A 14,570-nucleotide genomic window follows, 5' to 3' on the forward strand; every position below is an offset into this window, starting at 1 on the left:
GTTCGTGCTGTTGTAGATTTTTAAGAATTGATAAATTTCGATGTCCTTGCTGTAATGCTACTCTCAGATCTAGTCCTAAAAATAAGATTAATAGACGATTAGGGTTTCTCTAGATGATTTTTCTTTTTCCTCATTATTCCAAAAAAGAAACTGATTAGAATACCTAACATAATTACGGATAAAACCAAATCAAATGAATCATCATCAAATGGTAATAGTTCTTGGAGTGCTTCAATTCCTAAATATATTGTAAATAATGAAAATGCAACTGCAATAAATTTTAGTTGAGACATTCGTGTCTTTTTGTAAGCTGATATTGCCATTATTGTCAAAAGTATGGAGAAACATGCAATGGCAACAGTAACAGAACCTGCAACCAAATCATCTTGTGTGACGATATCTATTGGGTCATCAAATGGATTAAAGTAATCAAGTTGTAATGAAATTTTTGATAGAAACGATAACTGAGAGTTAAACATTCTATCTAGTACCTATAATTATTTTTCATCAAATGCTGAAAATACATCTGTCATGTTACTAATCATAGCGTTCCATACAGTTGATTTACATTTGTTAAGATTGCTTAATACATTGTTTCGGTCTCTTAGACGATATACTGTATATTTTCCAGAATATTCTGTTTGAACAACTTGTAATTCTATTAGTCTTTTCATGTGCCAACTTATTGTGGATGATGATAATCCAATTCCCTGAGCTATTTCTTGATGTGTGGATGGTTCATGCTGAATCAAAAATATTACAATATTTCGTGGAGAATCCAAATTCAATACTGAAAGGATTTCATCATCAGACTCGTTGATATGGTAATAATTTTTGTAAAATTTTGTTTTAGTTGATTTGATTTTTCCCTCTCTTTCAAGCATAGTAAGATAGTATTGAACAGTCCCCATGGAAAACCCTAGATTGTTTTTGATTTTTCTGAGATGAGAGCTAGGATTATTCGTAATAAAGTCTAAAATCTTATCCTTGGGGGATTCTAAAATCTCATCCATGCATATCATTCACAAAATCACAGATTTAACCTATTCTACAAATTATTACAGTTTTTTGATAAACTTTTTTCTCTTAGATCTAGACTTGTACCATACAATGTTTTAATCCGACTATCATAATGTTTCAGGGTAGGAAATCCATGCATTATTTGTACGATCAATACGGTGTTTTCGTCTTTCCTTCCTAAATTATGATTTTTTATTGAATTAGTATGATACAAGATTCAATATGACCAAAAATTGGATGACAATTATTTTAAGAATTTTTTATGCCATATATTATGGCTCTAAAATGATTTCTTTTAGTAGACATTGAATATTTTAAAAGAATTTTTTAGATTCTTATCTAGAAATCTGGAGGAAATCTCATCAAAACTAACAATGTCTAAATTATTTCAACTAAAAGAAAAATCTGGCAAAATTCATCTCTTTGTAAAACAATAATTTTCTCTCTTTTGCCTCGTCTCTCAAATTCAATCTTGTATCATAAAGAAAGTATATTAAAAATTGTGTGAAATATTAATTGATAAATAAATCTGGTATAATTGCAATCTCTGCTATTTTGATAATATCTATTTCACTTGTTTTGATCAATTCTAAAGAGATCTCTATTACAAGACTACCTAATTTTGATGCTGATCAGGATAGCGTTGTTGACAATTTTGATAATTGCCCTAAAATAAAAAACAGCGATCAGACTGACTTTGACAAAGACACACTAGGTAATCCGTGTGATCTTGATGATGATAATGATGGTGTTGTTGATAAATTAGATGCATTTGATACTGATCCTACCGAGTGGGCAGACTTTGACTTTGATGGAACCGGTTCTATACTTGACAAAGATGATGATAATGATGGGATTTTAGATGATAAAGATTCAACGCCTAGTCCCATATCTGAAAAACTAATACAACAATATATGACCGAAATCGAGAGTTGTGTTTTAGCAGATGATGCTAATTCTTTTTTATGTTATGGGAATTTCTTTGATTCTTTGGTAAAAAATGAATCAAATAATGAAAATGCTTTGAAGTTAGCATTAGCATTATCTAAAATCAATGCTATAGGCGGCTGCCATTTTATTTCTCATGTGGTAGGACATGCAGTTTTTGATGAAACTTTGAATGTTTCTCAAAACTTTGACTTTGATGCTTCTTTATGTCGAGGGGGTTATTATCATGGGATTATGGGGGCATTTTTTCACAATCTGAAAGAAAACAATAAACCCATTTCTGATAACTATAAAGTAATCTGCGATGATCTTATGGGAACCTCAAATTATAGTGACTGCATACACGGATTGGGACATGGATTAATAAATTACAATCCCGCTAATTTAGAATCAGCTATTGAATATTGTCATCAAATGTCATATTTTCAATACTATTCATGTACAGCAGGAGTGATGATGCAATATACTGATAATCAATTAACCGAGTTTGGGGCGACTAAAGAAAATCTTTCTGACATGTGTTCTGAATCAAAATTAAATAAATTTACTTTTAATATGTGCAGTAAGAATATTGGAATAAGTTTGGCATTTCATAATAATCATGATCTGAATAAATCTTCTAAATTTTGTCAAATGATAGAAAATGAAAAAGGCAGTGAAATTTGTCTTGAACAATTAAAGAAAGAAATTTTAAAAGACGAACTAGGTACGCAAACACAATTTACAGAAAATGAAAAAACAAAGTTTCAACCCCAATGGATAAAACAAGGGGATGGAAAATGGATAGTTGATTTTAATTCCAAGGCTGTAATTTCTGATTTTGAATATGTTGAAGGAATCAAAATGATGCAATTTTCTTTTGATGTGCCTGAAATGATCAAAATTTATGCTTGGAATGAACTATTACCCGAAAAATTAATTGTCACAATTAATGGAGAGCATGAAAGAAATGTTGTGATAAAACGTGATACAGTTGAACCAATTACATCCATCATGATTTCCCCTGATGTGTCTGGAACAGTTTTGATCGTACCCTTACCCGAGTAATGAAGTAAAAAAATCAACAATTGTTTCAATGATATTTTTCATGTTGTGCTTTACAAAATTTGTATTTAATCTTAAATCAAATTCAAACTTGTATTATAACATATAGAAAGAATTGCCAAATGCATGATTTTGTGTTTAGAGATTCAGAAAATTGGGAAAAACAATATTTTGCTATCTAAAATGTTAGAATACTGTGAAATGACTGTTTAGAATCCGTGAAATTCAGATCATTGGTGTTTCATCTTGTAGATTGTTTTCCAAGCTAATCTGTCTATGTTGACACAAGGTTCTGCAGATATCATACGATGTATCTTCCAATGGGAAGAGAATTCATATTTTTTGAGATTTGAATCCATTAGAAACTCTTCTTATATAATTTTATTTTATTTTGGAATCTGATTAGAACTTCACAAGCCTGAATCCGGTCGGGTCCGAACTGCCTAACATGTGCTGTGGCGTTGAAAAATTTGACCACGCCCTTTCCCGGCGGCTTAACATCATATAATAAGAAAATATTTAGAAATTACTGATTCGAATTCATCAAAAAATCAATACTCAAAATGAGCTGTTTTTGAGTTTTGTTGTATCTAGGGTTCAAATTGTAATGGAAGCATAATGTTTCGGGGGTAGAAATAAGGACATGCCGTTTGACCTTTTTTTCATGAAATTCATAATGTGTAATTTAATCACATGACCAAAATCATTTTTGGCTGACAATCTGTTTATTTTTTGTCACAAATACTGATAATAGAATAATTGCAGTTATGGTTGTAATCATACTATACCCAAAAGCCACCTGGGAATCAAATGCATCCCACAATAATCCGAAGACCAAATTTGCTACAAGAAATGATATTCCCACAAAGAGATAGTATATTCCAAATGCAGTACCTCTTAAATTCTCTGAGACATATCTTGATACCATCGTTCTTTGTGTAGTTATTGTCATGCCCTGATACAAACCAAAAATGGCCGCCATTGCAAAACCAACCAGAATAAACCCCGTCTCAAAATATCCTATCATCGATGTTATGAAAAATAATCCAAAACTTGCCAATAGTATCTTTTCAGTACCAATCTTATCTGAAAGAATTCCAGAGGGTATGCCAATCAGAGTATGGGCTATGTTAATCACTACGTAGACTAGGGGTACAAAGTTTTTCTCAAGGCCTAACTCTGATGATTCTACAAGAATAAATGAAAAATTGAATGCTCCAATAGAGAATACAGTCATGATCAATAAAAATAACAAAAATTTTCCATGAAGAACTACCCTAAAGTTTGATAGTATGCTTTGATTCTTTGGAATGATTTTTCTTTCCTTTACATATCGTGCCAAGATAAACAAGGCAATAACCCCGGGAATTAATGAAAACCAAAAAATGTCCCTTACCTCAAAATAATATAACAAACCAAATGCAATCAATGGCCCAATTATTGCACCTGCTTGATCCATTGTACGATGCAAACCAAACGCTTTTCCAATATTGACAGGCTCTATGGAGTCTGCAAGTAACGCATCTCTTGGTGATGTTCTTACTCCCTTTCCAATTCTATCTGTAACCCTGATTCCAAATACGTGTATCCAACTAGCAGACAATGCAAAAAATGGTTTTGCTATGGTGGATAGACCATAACCCAACAGTATGAGTGATTTTCTTTTTCCTACCTTATCTGAGATTGTTCCTGAAACAGTTCTTGTGCCATAACCTGCTGCTTCACCCATTCCCTCTACTAGACCCAATACTGCTTTTCCTGCCCCAAGATCATCTATGATGAATAATGGTAATATGCCAAATATCATCTCAGATGATGTATCTGTGAAAAAACTTACAAAGCCAAGATTTCTGACATTTTTCCAACTGTATTTTTTAGATTCTCCTGACATACTTCTTAAAAACATTAATTGAATATAATAATGAGTTAACCGTAATTAGATGGTGTTTCAAGTAAAATGCGCTGATTGTGATTGTCTTCCTTCAGAATGTAAAACAAGTAAATCTCAAAAAGATTGTCCTAATTGTACTTGGGATGAATGCTGTTGTTGGAATACAATTAATTCTTAATTTATCTCTCAAGAATAAAAGATACAAGTTCATAGGAATTGAACCCACTTGCATTTTTTACAACCTAGTAGTTTCATGTCGAATGAAAGTTTTTCCATGCCGTTGATTGGCTCCATTTTTCCATGATGTAATGTAACTGAATATCCACAATTTTTACAATTTCTACTGGCAGGATCAGCCTCTATTAATTTTAAGAAATCCTTCATATCTCTTATTCAAATAATCTGTTGAATTATTTCTTGATTATTCTGTCTTTTTTATCACTATTCTCCAAGAGTAAAAGGTTCGAAGTATTTATGAATCTCAGAATTTTATCTTGACTCGTTGAAGGTATTTTTCACTAAACATTTTGATGATCCTACCTGTGAAAAATTCACAGAATTTCATGTAGATACTCACAGAACGTGGTGGTGTTGCAAGCAACTAAAAGAACATGATAAACATTTCCAATTATGGAATGTAAAATGGGCAAAATTTCACTTTAAGGACATTAGTACAGATGGTAACATTGCATTTTTTGCAATGAACTATTGTCCATACTGTGGTGAGAAAATTGAATATGAGGAGTTTGCAAAATGAAATTCTTTCCAAGTAAAGTCCGATACAGTATTCTTGCTGGATTGGCAGCATATGGTACCTACAAACTTGTTTTTGATATTATTGGAATTGGTTCTACTTTACAGAACTGTCCTCTGTCTTCAGAAGGAACCATTACTGTGATTTGTTATATTTTTGGATTGAGTTAGAAAATGAAAACTAGATACAAGATTGTTATCATCACTGTATGTGTATTTGCAGGCTGGGTATTATTTCCAAATATTTCTGGAGCGATTTGTTATTTCTTTTATCCTGGCGGAATAAGCGATAATGCAGATATGATCGAACCAAGCATTTGTTCAATTACTGGCATCACCTTTTTTGGACATCCGCTGGACACAAATTTGTTTGATGAAAATGTTAGGGTAAAAATTTCTGAGAATTTTTCAGAATTACACGATTGAATGTGTGTATGATCTCTGATTTTACCTCTTGCTCATCCCGCGAAGAATACGTCGTTTTTCTTGCCTGATTTGCAGGGGCGTCAAACTTTTTGTACCGTTCACTTTCCAGGCAGATTCATACTTTCAATAGAAAACAATACTTGTTTCATATTTATGAGTTCAAAATATTTAAAGTCAATTGATTAAACAACCAATTATGACTAGTGAAACTGAATCTAAAATTCGAGAATCCGGAATTTCAACTGCTGAAATAATATCTCATTTTAGAGAAAAATGCAAAGTTTGTGGTCATCATAGAATTATGCATAATGAACTGGGAGTATGTGAAGGTGTGATGAACAAACCATGCACTTCTGGCTGTGATATTTTTGATCCCGAGTAATCTTTCTATAATATGAATAATGATTTCTAATTCTTTAATAACATATTTTTTGTAAACAGTATGTGGATTCAGAAAAAAAAGATGAGAAAATTTATCCTCAAGGCTATGAGCCCGCAATAACTCCTGATACATCCAACGATGACACCAGAAACCAACTTCTAGATTTTATCCTGAAATCTGGGCCTTCTGAAGTTGTAGATACCGATTTGTTTGCTGTAATGGCAAAGAGACGTTCGACAAGAAAATTCTCTGACAAACCAGTAGAAACCACAAAAATAGATAAAATTATTGCAGCAGCTGACACTGCTCCTACTGCAGGAAACTATCAGGGATTTGAAATATTCTATGTAAAAAGTCCTGAAAAGAAAAAACTTCTGGTTGAAGCATGCAATAACCAACCATATGTTGATGCTCCTGTGGTGCTGGTTTTTTGCAAAAATCCATCTAGAGTGAAATTTGATTTTCCAGAATACATCCTTACAAAATTTGCAATACAAGATGCAACCCTTGCAGCCGGATATTCCCAACTTGCATCACAGGCATTGGGATTAAGCTCAATTTGGATTGGAATGTTTGATGAGCAAAAGGTGATGGATGTAATTGGAACGGATCTTATTCCTTCATCTGTACTGTGTATTGGATATCCCGAACAAACAAAATTCCCAAAACCAAGACGAAATCTCAAAGATTTGGTTCATGTCGTATGGTAAGTTAGCCTAAACTTATTCATCTTTAAATAATCATTGTTGGATGTTAGATTCATGACTGATGCATATGTGATGCTAAACTGTGAATTGGGTTCAGAGGCAGAAATCATTGAACAATTAAAGGAAATTGAGCAAGTAGTAGATGTCTTTGAAACAATAGGAACTCATGATATGATGATAAAACTACAAGCTGAGAATTTTGAAAAGATTAGAGAGATTGTCTCTTGGAATATCCAAAAGATGAAGAATATACGTTCTACTGCAACTTTGATAAAAAAAGACAACTGACAAGAACCAGCACTGTTTGAAAATTTAATTAAGATTGGTCATAATGAATTTCATGGTAGATGATAAAAATGAGATTGAAAAACTCATTGATAATATGATATCCAGTGGGGATGAATTAGTTGATACTCTAAAGACTGTCCTTCCTGATTCCTTGGCTGAATCAATGGTCATGTTTCACGAATCAAATGTTTCAAATCTAAAAAAAATCCGTGCATTTCTTAACAAATAGGAAAGAATGATTCCTATAATTTCTACTATATCCTTTTTAATCATAAAGTGATATTTCTGCCATGACTAGATCCCGAACTATTACAATCACTGTAAAAAAGAAAACCGGTGATGCATTTGATGCCATTTTACAAGCTCCGCCAAAGATGATGCCTGATGCAAAAATTAATGCTGATGGATGGTGGTCATTTACTGGCCCTCATGGAAAATCTAGACTAAAATTTAATGAAAACAAATCCCTTGGAATTTTAGATCATCAGTTTGTTGATGAAGAATCTACTTGGGATGTCCCAATGAGAGTGGTGTCTAATGGTGATTTCTCTGATGTGGTAATCACTCTTAACAAACCAGATGAATTAACTGACAAACAATTTGATCAAAGAGTGTCAGAAATTGGCGATATGGTAGTTTCTATGAAAAATATCATTGAATCCTCTTGATTTTTGTATTTAGGAACGTTTTAAAAATTAATTTATGACTAGTAGTCAAGTAGAAATCATTCCTTAAGGTTAAATGTAAATTTGGTCATACAATACTGAGAAAAGATGCCTTACGAAGAAGTATATTTTCAAAGAATGGAAGAGGACAATCCCGAAGATTATCCAAAATTAAAAACTAAAAAATCTGAATAATTCTATTTCATTGATCTTTATCCGAATCATCAGTTTGTCTTCCACTGGGTCCTGCCATGTCTTCTGGTTTTACTTTGTTGTCCCAATCCCCTTTGATTCCTTTGACTAATGAAATAATTGCTGCTCCAATTAGAGACATGACTATTGCAAAGAATACTATTTGATCAAATATCTTAAATGAACAACTGATTTCAACTGGTGGTTTATCATCAAAATATTCATAACAAGTTCCAAATTCATTTGATTCTAAAGTAGCAGCCTGAAAATTATGTCCAAATACTCCTAAGATAAGAAATCCTGCAAAAACAAGCACTATACCAATAATGATAAACCGCATATCGCTCATACTTTTTTTTCTGATTTATCATATTTACAGTTTGACCTAAAAACTATCTAGTACTATTTTTCAAGAATTGTTTTTAGATTTTCCAGTGATGCTTCATAAAATGAACCCATAAACGCAAGAAATTCTATGAATTGTTTTTCAGACATTTTTATGCTATTAATATATGATTGCCAGGTTAACTCAACGAGTTTGTTGGATCTCGCTCTAATTGAAATTGTTGCAACATATGCTCTCAATGGCAATCCCTCAGTTGCAATGTATGTGAAATATTCTTTGTCTTTCCATGCAACAACATGTTCTTCTATTTTATTTCCATCTGCAAAAGTGATTGATCTAATTGCTCCTACACCTCTTTTCTTTTTAGAAAGATAAACTGTCTTTTTTACATCAACTAACCATGTTGGCAATCCTACTATGTTGCTAATTTTTCTCCAAACCTTGTCTTTTGAAGCCTTAATTTTGATTGTTTTTTTGACTGTTCCAGTATGAAATGATTTTTTTGGAGTTTTTATCATGTGAACTAATCTAATCTGGCTGAATTTTAAATTTTAGTTGTACAACCATTTTTAATCCCCTGAGTCAAATATCAACAAATGGTCTTTGGATGGGGTAAAAAAAAGCAAGAAGAAAAACCAATAGAGGAAATCACTGCTGATAAGCAAATTTGTCTTTCTGATGTGCCAAAAATAGTAACAGATCTTCAAGAATTAAGAAAATCTCAGACCATTTCTGAGATTAAAAACCTTAGAAATGCTACTGCACCATTAATTGATGATTTGATAAATATTGGAAAAATGCTTGAAAAAGACAATCTAAATGTTGATGATATTGACAAGCATCTGGCAATTATTGTGGTTCGAGGCAAAAAACAGGTAATTAACATAATTAAAAAAGGTGTAACTCGCATTCCTGAAATTTCATCCATTGAGAATGCACTAGAATTAGACTCTACTTTGAATCAAATTTTAAAAAAAGTTGGCGATGTTTTGGGAAGACAAACCAGAGTAATCCATATTTTTGCAAAAAAATATGCTGCGCAATTAAAAAATAATCTTGAAGTAATGAACAAAAATCATTCAGAAATTCATGCCATTCTAAAAATTTTTGATCACACAAAATCCATTTCTGATGAAATTCTGGATTATCTCACTCAAATTAAAACTCTAAGAGAAACCCGTACAGCAAATGAAAAAAAGATAATCGAAACAAAAGAAAACATAGTTTCACTAGAAAAAAAAATATTATCCATTCAGACTTCCATTGAGGAAATAAAATCATCGGAAAATTACAAAAAATATCTTGACTTAAAAAAGAGTCTAGATGAATTTGGTAATCAAAGAACAAAAATAAAAAATGACATTGATGCCCAATTTACAAAAATTTCCCGTCCTTTGAGTAGATATGAATATGCTTCATCACTGGATAAGGATCAAAAAAATATTTTGACTAAACTAAACACTGATCCGTTTGGAATTCTTCTTCCAAAAAACAAAGATTCCATAATACTAATTTTAGAAAATGTCCGAAAAGCAGTGTCATCTGAATCTATTTCAGTAAAAGACATTGATAAGACACTGTCTCAAATTACTGAAACCGAAGAGGTGCTAGATGGGTTTGTAAAGCAGGTCTCGGAATATTTTAAAAAATATGAACAACTAGAAAATGATTTGAATTCGCTAAATCCAAAAAATCTTTTCTCCTTAGAAAACGACCTTGAAAAAAATATTTCCTTTAAAAAAGATGCTGAACTAAAATCAAAAATCATTCAAAATGAAGTAGATGAAATTATCTCGAAGATCCCTCGATTTGTTACTAAAATTGAAGAAAAATTAAGACAATTTTCAAATACAAAATACATCCTAGATTCATCTTAAATTAAATTAGTTTGATGTTGTAGTGATTTTGTGATTTTCAAAAAGAAAAAATTTGAGCGTAAAGTTTTGATTCAAAAAGATGTACTTGACAGCATTTTATCTTTCTGCCAAATGAAACATCCCAATGAAGGGATTTTGATATTAAAAGGTAAATCAAAGAATGGGGAAATTAAAATTGATGGACTTGTAATCCCTCCATTTAGTGAAACTGGTCCTACTTTTGCCGGATTTCCACATTCATTTTTGCCCTTTGACATGAGCTATCTTGGAATTGTTCATTCACATCCCAGTGGTTCTGCAGAACCCTCTGTAACTGATTTACACAATTTCTTTGGATTGGTTTCACTTATTGTAAAGTCCCCGTATGATGATGATTCAATTTTTGCGTGGGATAGTAATGGCAATGAAATCCCTCTTTCAATAATCTGAAATTTAAAAATTCTCGTGATGTAAACTGGAAATAGCTGACAAAACTTTATAACCTTTTTCAAGGTACTTTTATTGAATTGTTTAATTACAAAACTTATTTGCTTTTTCTAGGTGCGTCTCTTGCTATTAGCATCGGATTACAGATGGTACTCCCATTCCCATATGGGTTAGGTGCGGCACTTGCAATCTTTATTGTGTTTCCACTATTCTTAAGAAAGCGATACATGAGTCGTATGCGTGGATATGGTAGTGATTCTGGAACTGGTGGTGGGTTCTTTGGAATGGGTTCCCAAGGTGGCTCTGGTGGAGTCAGATATGTTTGTCTTGTTTGCAACAACAAACACAAGGGCGGCACTTGTCCACGATGTGGATCAAAGATGCAACGTGCAGATTTTTAACGAGATACAATGTCACTAGATGAAATTCGTAAAAAAGTAATCTTTCATAATTCTGTTGATGTGTGGATTGCAGCATGTAAGGAGAAAGATATTCCTTGGACAAATACTGATGATTACAAAAAATTCATTGCACACTTGCTAAAAAACAATCTGAATCTCAAGGCGTTTAATCTATGTGCCCATGAAGCAGGAGCTACCGAGGATGAAAAAACAAAATTTACTGAGATTTTGGCAGAAACAAAAGAAGATCCAAACTCACTAACATATACAATCAAACTCAATGATGCCTCTTTGGATATTATTCGAAATTATAGTATGTGACTATCTTTTGAGTTTTGGATTAACAATTGCGTCAAGAGCATTTCCGATAAATACGAATGCAAGCCCTGTAATTGCAATCATTATTCCAGGTGGCATAATCCACCACCATAAACCTCTTGCAGCTGCTCCAAATATGTTGGCGTCGTGCAAAATTTGACCCCATGTGGGAAAAGATGGATCTCCCAATCCCAGAAAACTTAGACCTGCTTCTGTTGTTATTGCAGCTGGAACTGAAATGGCAATGCTCGCAAATGCATAAGGAAGTAATTGTGGCAAAATATGTTTGAAAATTATTTTAGAATCTTTTTGACCCATCATATTTGCCGCATCCACATATCCCCGAGTTTTAATTTGAAGTGACATGCTTCTTGCAACTTTTGCAATTCCTACCCAACCAAATATCATCAAAAAACCAATCATCAAAAATATGCTATTGCTGATTGTCACTGAAAGAATAATGAGGAATGGCAGTGCTGGCAGTGCATAGATTACATCATTGAATCTCATCATTGCCTCGTCTGTTTTTTTACCCTTAAATCCTGCATAGACCCCATATAGTAAACCCATTACTACTGAGGTAATTGAAACGACAATTCCGATGAACAATGCAAGTGGGGTTCCCCATAGTAATCCTACAGCTAAATCTCGTCTCAATTCATCAGTACCCATTATTCCAAAAGCTTTCCCGCCAATGATTAATTTTGATTCATGAATTTGATTTTCAAAATTCACTCCATACAAATCCACAGAAAATATATAATTTCCTTTTAGAGGTTCATTTGCATGTGCTTTTGAAAATACAATATCTTCCGATGATAGTCTGTTTAGAGAAAATTGGAATTTTTCAGATTGCAGTGACAAGTTTTTCTTAATTGCTTCATCTGTTGAAAAAATTCTTTCACTGTGAATTGTTTTTGAATTAGAATGAGGAAGTGATGTTGACAATAATTCAAGTTTTAATCCATCTGGCCTAATTACTGACATTTTCAATAATGGCGAACCCGTATATTCTGATGAAAACACATAGATGAAATCATTTGGAAAGTAATCATAATCAAAATTTAATCCAAATTGATGTGAAGTAAGGGATATTTCCTCTTGTGAGATAGTTTGAATATTTGGATTCTCTAAAATTTTGTGTTCTGGAATCTTTTCTATCATAAACATGTTCACCCAAATTGGAATTGCTACCTTTGGATAAAGAATCCAACTACCTGGATTATTCCATTCTTGAAATGTTTCAACTGGAATTGCAATCATTGCAATAATTGATGTAGCTACAAGTATTGTGAGAATTACAATTCCTGCAATTCCCATTTTACTCTTAAGAAACTCTTGTTTTATTTCCTGAGGTGTTATTCCACTCATTGACCTGTTCTCACCCTGGGATCAAAATAACCATAAAGCAAATCTGCAATGAATATGCTGATCAAAAAGAACACTGTAAGCAAATATGTTGCACCGATAATTACTGGAAGATCCATTACTGTGATTGCTTCAAAATACAGTCTGCCCATTCCTGGCCAATCAAATACTGCTTCTGTGATTATTGCTCCGCCAAGAGAGCCTGATAAACTAAGAGCCAATATGGTTACAATTGGGGGTGCCGCATTTTTTAGGGCATGTGTGTAGATGATTTTTTCCTGTGAAATTCCAATTGCCTTCTTTGCCATGATGAAATCTTCCTGCATGATACCGACCATAAAATTTCTTACCAAATATGCCCAAGATCCAAAACCAATCATTACAATTGTAATTAATGGTAATGCCATGTGATAAAGCAAAGAACCAATGTATCCAGGATCTGATGATGAGATGTCTGGGGTTGCTCTTGCAGGAAATATCTGATATGTGAATGCAAACAAGAATATCATCAACATTCCTATCCACCAAACAGGAAAACTAGAACTGATTATTGCAAAACTAGATGTAATTCTATCAATAATAGAACCAACTTTACTACTTGATAAAGCACCTAGAAAAATTCCAATGATTGAGATAATTATTGTTGCAGTCGTAAAAAGTAAAACTGTTCTTGGGAGTTTCTCAAAAAGTATGTCTTTTACATTTGATGATCCTTCATCACTTGTTAGAAATGTAGCGTGACCAAAATCTAGTAGTAATATCTTGTACATTGTGATTCCTATTCTTTGAGGCGAATACCATGGCTCATCCAGTCCTAAGATCTTGGTTCTATGAGCTATCTGGGCTTGAACAAATGACTCAAACTCATCTACTGAGGAAAAACTTTCAGCAATTGCAGGATTTTCTGTTATCTCTGCCCTGACTTGAAACACTATCCCCTGCTTTAGAATGGTGTCCATATTGGAGCCTACAAGAGAAATTGTAATCAATAGTGTAATCATCAAAACTCCAAACATCGTAGCCATTCTTGTGGCCACATATCTTTTCATACTCAATATTCTCAAGGGAGAGGATTAGTTTATAACAATAGATGTTTTTTCCCACAGTTTAATTACGGCAGATTTTCATCCAAATTAGAAAGACATGTCCTTTGATAGAGAAAGAGAAATGTTCACCGCAAAATGCGGTGACTGTGGAAATGAATGTCAAGTGCCATTCAAGCCAAAAGACGACAGACCTGTTTATTGCAGAGAATGTTTCCAAAATCACAAACCAGCACCAAGACCTGGTGGAAGATTTGGAGGAAGATCTGGCGGCTACGGTGGTGACAGAGGCTCTAGATTTGGTAGAAGAGACGATAGACCACGAGAAATGTTTGACGCAAAATGCGGTGACTGTGGAAATGATTGTCAAATACCATTCAAGCCAAAAGACGACAGACCTGTTTATTGCAGAGAATGTTTCCAAAATCACAAACAAAGTTAAAAATCGTTTTGAGTAATTTTCAAAACCCCTTTA

General features: G+C 33.1%; 22 protein-coding genes. 14 read left to right on the forward strand and 8 right to left on the reverse strand.

Annotation, left to right across the window (positions count from 1 at the left end):
* Positions 1-98 precede the first annotated feature (98 nt).
* On the reverse strand, positions 99-479 hold the full coding sequence (locus C5F50_RS05390) for a hypothetical protein (RefSeq protein WP_179372635.1): 381 nt from the start codon (positions 477-479) through the stop codon (positions 99-101).
* 18 nt (positions 480-497) lie between these two features.
* Positions 498-1,013: a winged helix-turn-helix transcriptional regulator gene (locus C5F50_RS05395; protein WP_179372636.1), complete on the reverse strand. Its 516-nt coding sequence runs from the start codon at positions 1,011-1,013 to the stop codon at positions 498-500.
* Between the two features lie 523 nt (positions 1,014-1,536).
* On the opposite strand from C5F50_RS05395, the gene C5F50_RS05400 reads away from it, so the two are divergent.
* Positions 1,537-3,015 (forward strand): thrombospondin type 3 repeat-containing protein, encoded by a 1,479-nt coding sequence (locus C5F50_RS05400; RefSeq protein ID WP_179372637.1) that lies wholly within the window; start codon positions 1,537-1,539, stop codon positions 3,013-3,015.
* Between the two features lie 700 nt (positions 3,016-3,715).
* Here the strand turns inward: C5F50_RS05400 and C5F50_RS05405 are convergent.
* Positions 3,716-4,903 carry an MFS transporter gene (locus C5F50_RS05405; RefSeq protein ID WP_179372638.1) on the reverse strand — a complete coding sequence of 396 codons (1,188 nt, stop codon included), beginning with the start codon at positions 4,901-4,903 and terminating at the stop codon, positions 3,716-3,718.
* A 207-nt stretch (positions 4,904-5,110) separates the two neighbouring features.
* On the reverse strand, positions 5,111-5,287 hold the full coding sequence (locus tag C5F50_RS05410) for a hypothetical protein (protein WP_179372639.1): 177 nt from the start codon (positions 5,285-5,287) through the stop codon (positions 5,111-5,113).
* A 118-nt stretch (positions 5,288-5,405) separates the two neighbouring features.
* Here C5F50_RS05410 and C5F50_RS05415 point away from each other — a divergent pair, with 118 nt between their 5' ends.
* The 8 genes from C5F50_RS05415 (at position 5,406) to C5F50_RS05450 (ending at position 8,127) form a co-directional block, all read left to right on the forward strand.
* Positions 5,406-5,660, forward strand: a complete 255-nt coding sequence (locus tag C5F50_RS05415; RefSeq protein ID WP_179372640.1) for a hypothetical protein — start codon at positions 5,406-5,408, stop codon at positions 5,658-5,660.
* Complete coding sequence (locus C5F50_RS05420; protein WP_179372641.1) at positions 5,657-5,827, forward strand: hypothetical protein; 171 nt, start codon at positions 5,657-5,659, stop codon at positions 5,825-5,827. Before C5F50_RS05415 ends, C5F50_RS05420 begins: the two co-directional genes overlap by 4 nt.
* A gap of 3 nt (positions 5,828-5,830) precedes the next feature.
* Positions 5,831-6,082 carry a hypothetical protein gene (locus C5F50_RS05425; protein WP_179372642.1) on the forward strand — a complete coding sequence of 84 codons (252 nt, stop codon included), beginning with the start codon at positions 5,831-5,833 and terminating at the stop codon, positions 6,080-6,082.
* Positions 6,083-6,278: 196 nt separating this feature from the next.
* Positions 6,279-6,464: a hypothetical protein gene (locus C5F50_RS05430; RefSeq protein WP_179372643.1), complete on the forward strand. Its 186-nt coding sequence runs from the start codon at positions 6,279-6,281 to the stop codon at positions 6,462-6,464.
* 62 nt (positions 6,465-6,526) lie between these two features.
* Positions 6,527-7,174 carry a nitroreductase family protein gene (locus tag C5F50_RS05435; protein ID WP_179372644.1) on the forward strand — a complete coding sequence of 216 codons (648 nt, stop codon included), beginning with the start codon at positions 6,527-6,529 and terminating at the stop codon, positions 7,172-7,174.
* A gap of 51 nt (positions 7,175-7,225) precedes the next feature.
* Positions 7,226-7,459: an Lrp/AsnC ligand binding domain-containing protein gene (locus C5F50_RS05440; protein ID WP_179372645.1), complete on the forward strand. Its 234-nt coding sequence runs from the start codon at positions 7,226-7,228 to the stop codon at positions 7,457-7,459.
* Positions 7,460-7,511: 52 nt separating this feature from the next.
* Positions 7,512-7,688, forward strand: coding sequence for a hypothetical protein (locus C5F50_RS05445; RefSeq protein WP_179372646.1), 177 nt, complete (start codon positions 7,512-7,514; stop codon positions 7,686-7,688).
* A 61-nt stretch (positions 7,689-7,749) separates the two neighbouring features.
* Positions 7,750-8,127, forward strand: coding sequence for a hypothetical protein (locus C5F50_RS05450; protein ID WP_179372647.1), 378 nt, complete (start codon positions 7,750-7,752; stop codon positions 8,125-8,127).
* Between the two features lie 199 nt (positions 8,128-8,326).
* Here the strand turns inward: C5F50_RS05450 and C5F50_RS05455 are convergent, their stop codons facing one another.
* Positions 8,327-8,656, reverse strand: coding sequence for a hypothetical protein (locus C5F50_RS05455; RefSeq protein WP_179372928.1), 330 nt, complete (start codon positions 8,654-8,656; stop codon positions 8,327-8,329).
* Between the two features lie 62 nt (positions 8,657-8,718).
* Complete coding sequence (locus C5F50_RS05460) at positions 8,719-9,180, reverse strand: SRPBCC family protein (protein WP_179372648.1); 462 nt, start codon at positions 9,178-9,180, stop codon at positions 8,719-8,721.
* Between the two features lie 78 nt (positions 9,181-9,258).
* On the opposite strand from C5F50_RS05460, the gene C5F50_RS05465 reads away from it, so the two are divergent.
* The 4 genes from C5F50_RS05465 to C5F50_RS05480 all read left to right on the forward strand — a co-directional run bounded on the left by C5F50_RS05465 (position 9,259) and on the right by C5F50_RS05480 (position 11,687).
* Positions 9,259-10,539, forward strand: a complete 1,281-nt coding sequence (locus tag C5F50_RS05465) for a coiled-coil domain-containing protein (protein WP_179372649.1) — start codon at positions 9,259-9,261, stop codon at positions 10,537-10,539.
* A 30-nt stretch (positions 10,540-10,569) separates the two neighbouring features.
* Entirely contained in the window at positions 10,570-10,968 is a 399-nt protein-coding gene (locus C5F50_RS05470; RefSeq protein ID WP_179372650.1) for a Mov34/MPN/PAD-1 family protein, read from the forward strand.
* A gap of 143 nt (positions 10,969-11,111) precedes the next feature.
* Positions 11,112-11,366, forward strand: a complete 255-nt coding sequence (locus C5F50_RS05475) for a hypothetical protein (RefSeq protein ID WP_246282167.1) — start codon at positions 11,112-11,114, stop codon at positions 11,364-11,366.
* Between the two features lie 9 nt (positions 11,367-11,375).
* The gene (locus tag C5F50_RS05480; protein WP_179372652.1) at positions 11,376-11,687 is read left to right on the forward strand and encodes a hypothetical protein; all 312 of its coding nucleotides are present in this window, start codon (positions 11,376-11,378) and stop codon (positions 11,685-11,687) included.
* On the opposite strand, the gene C5F50_RS05485 is transcribed toward C5F50_RS05480, so the two are convergent.
* Both C5F50_RS05485 and C5F50_RS05490 read right to left on the reverse strand, forming a co-directional pair.
* Positions 11,688-13,055, reverse strand: a complete 1,368-nt coding sequence (locus C5F50_RS05485) for an ABC transporter permease (protein WP_179372653.1) — start codon at positions 13,053-13,055, stop codon at positions 11,688-11,690. It abuts the gene before it with no gap.
* Complete coding sequence (locus tag C5F50_RS05490; RefSeq protein WP_179372654.1) at positions 13,052-14,101, reverse strand: ABC transporter permease; 1,050 nt, start codon at positions 14,099-14,101, stop codon at positions 13,052-13,054. The genes C5F50_RS05485 and C5F50_RS05490 overlap by 4 nt, the downstream gene beginning before the upstream one ends.
* A gap of 94 nt (positions 14,102-14,195) precedes the next feature.
* On the opposite strand from C5F50_RS05490, the gene C5F50_RS05495 reads away from it, so the two are divergent.
* A complete protein-coding gene (locus C5F50_RS05495) occupies positions 14,196-14,537 on the forward strand; it encodes a CxxC-x17-CxxC domain-containing protein (protein WP_179372655.1) in 342 nt (113 codons plus the stop codon).
* Positions 14,538-14,570 lie beyond the last annotated feature (33 nt).

It is taken from the genome of Nitrosopumilus ureiphilus (assembly GCF_013407185.1).
Classification (GTDB): domain Archaea; phylum Thermoproteota; class Nitrososphaeria; order Nitrososphaerales; family Nitrosopumilaceae; genus Nitrosopumilus; species Nitrosopumilus ureiphilus.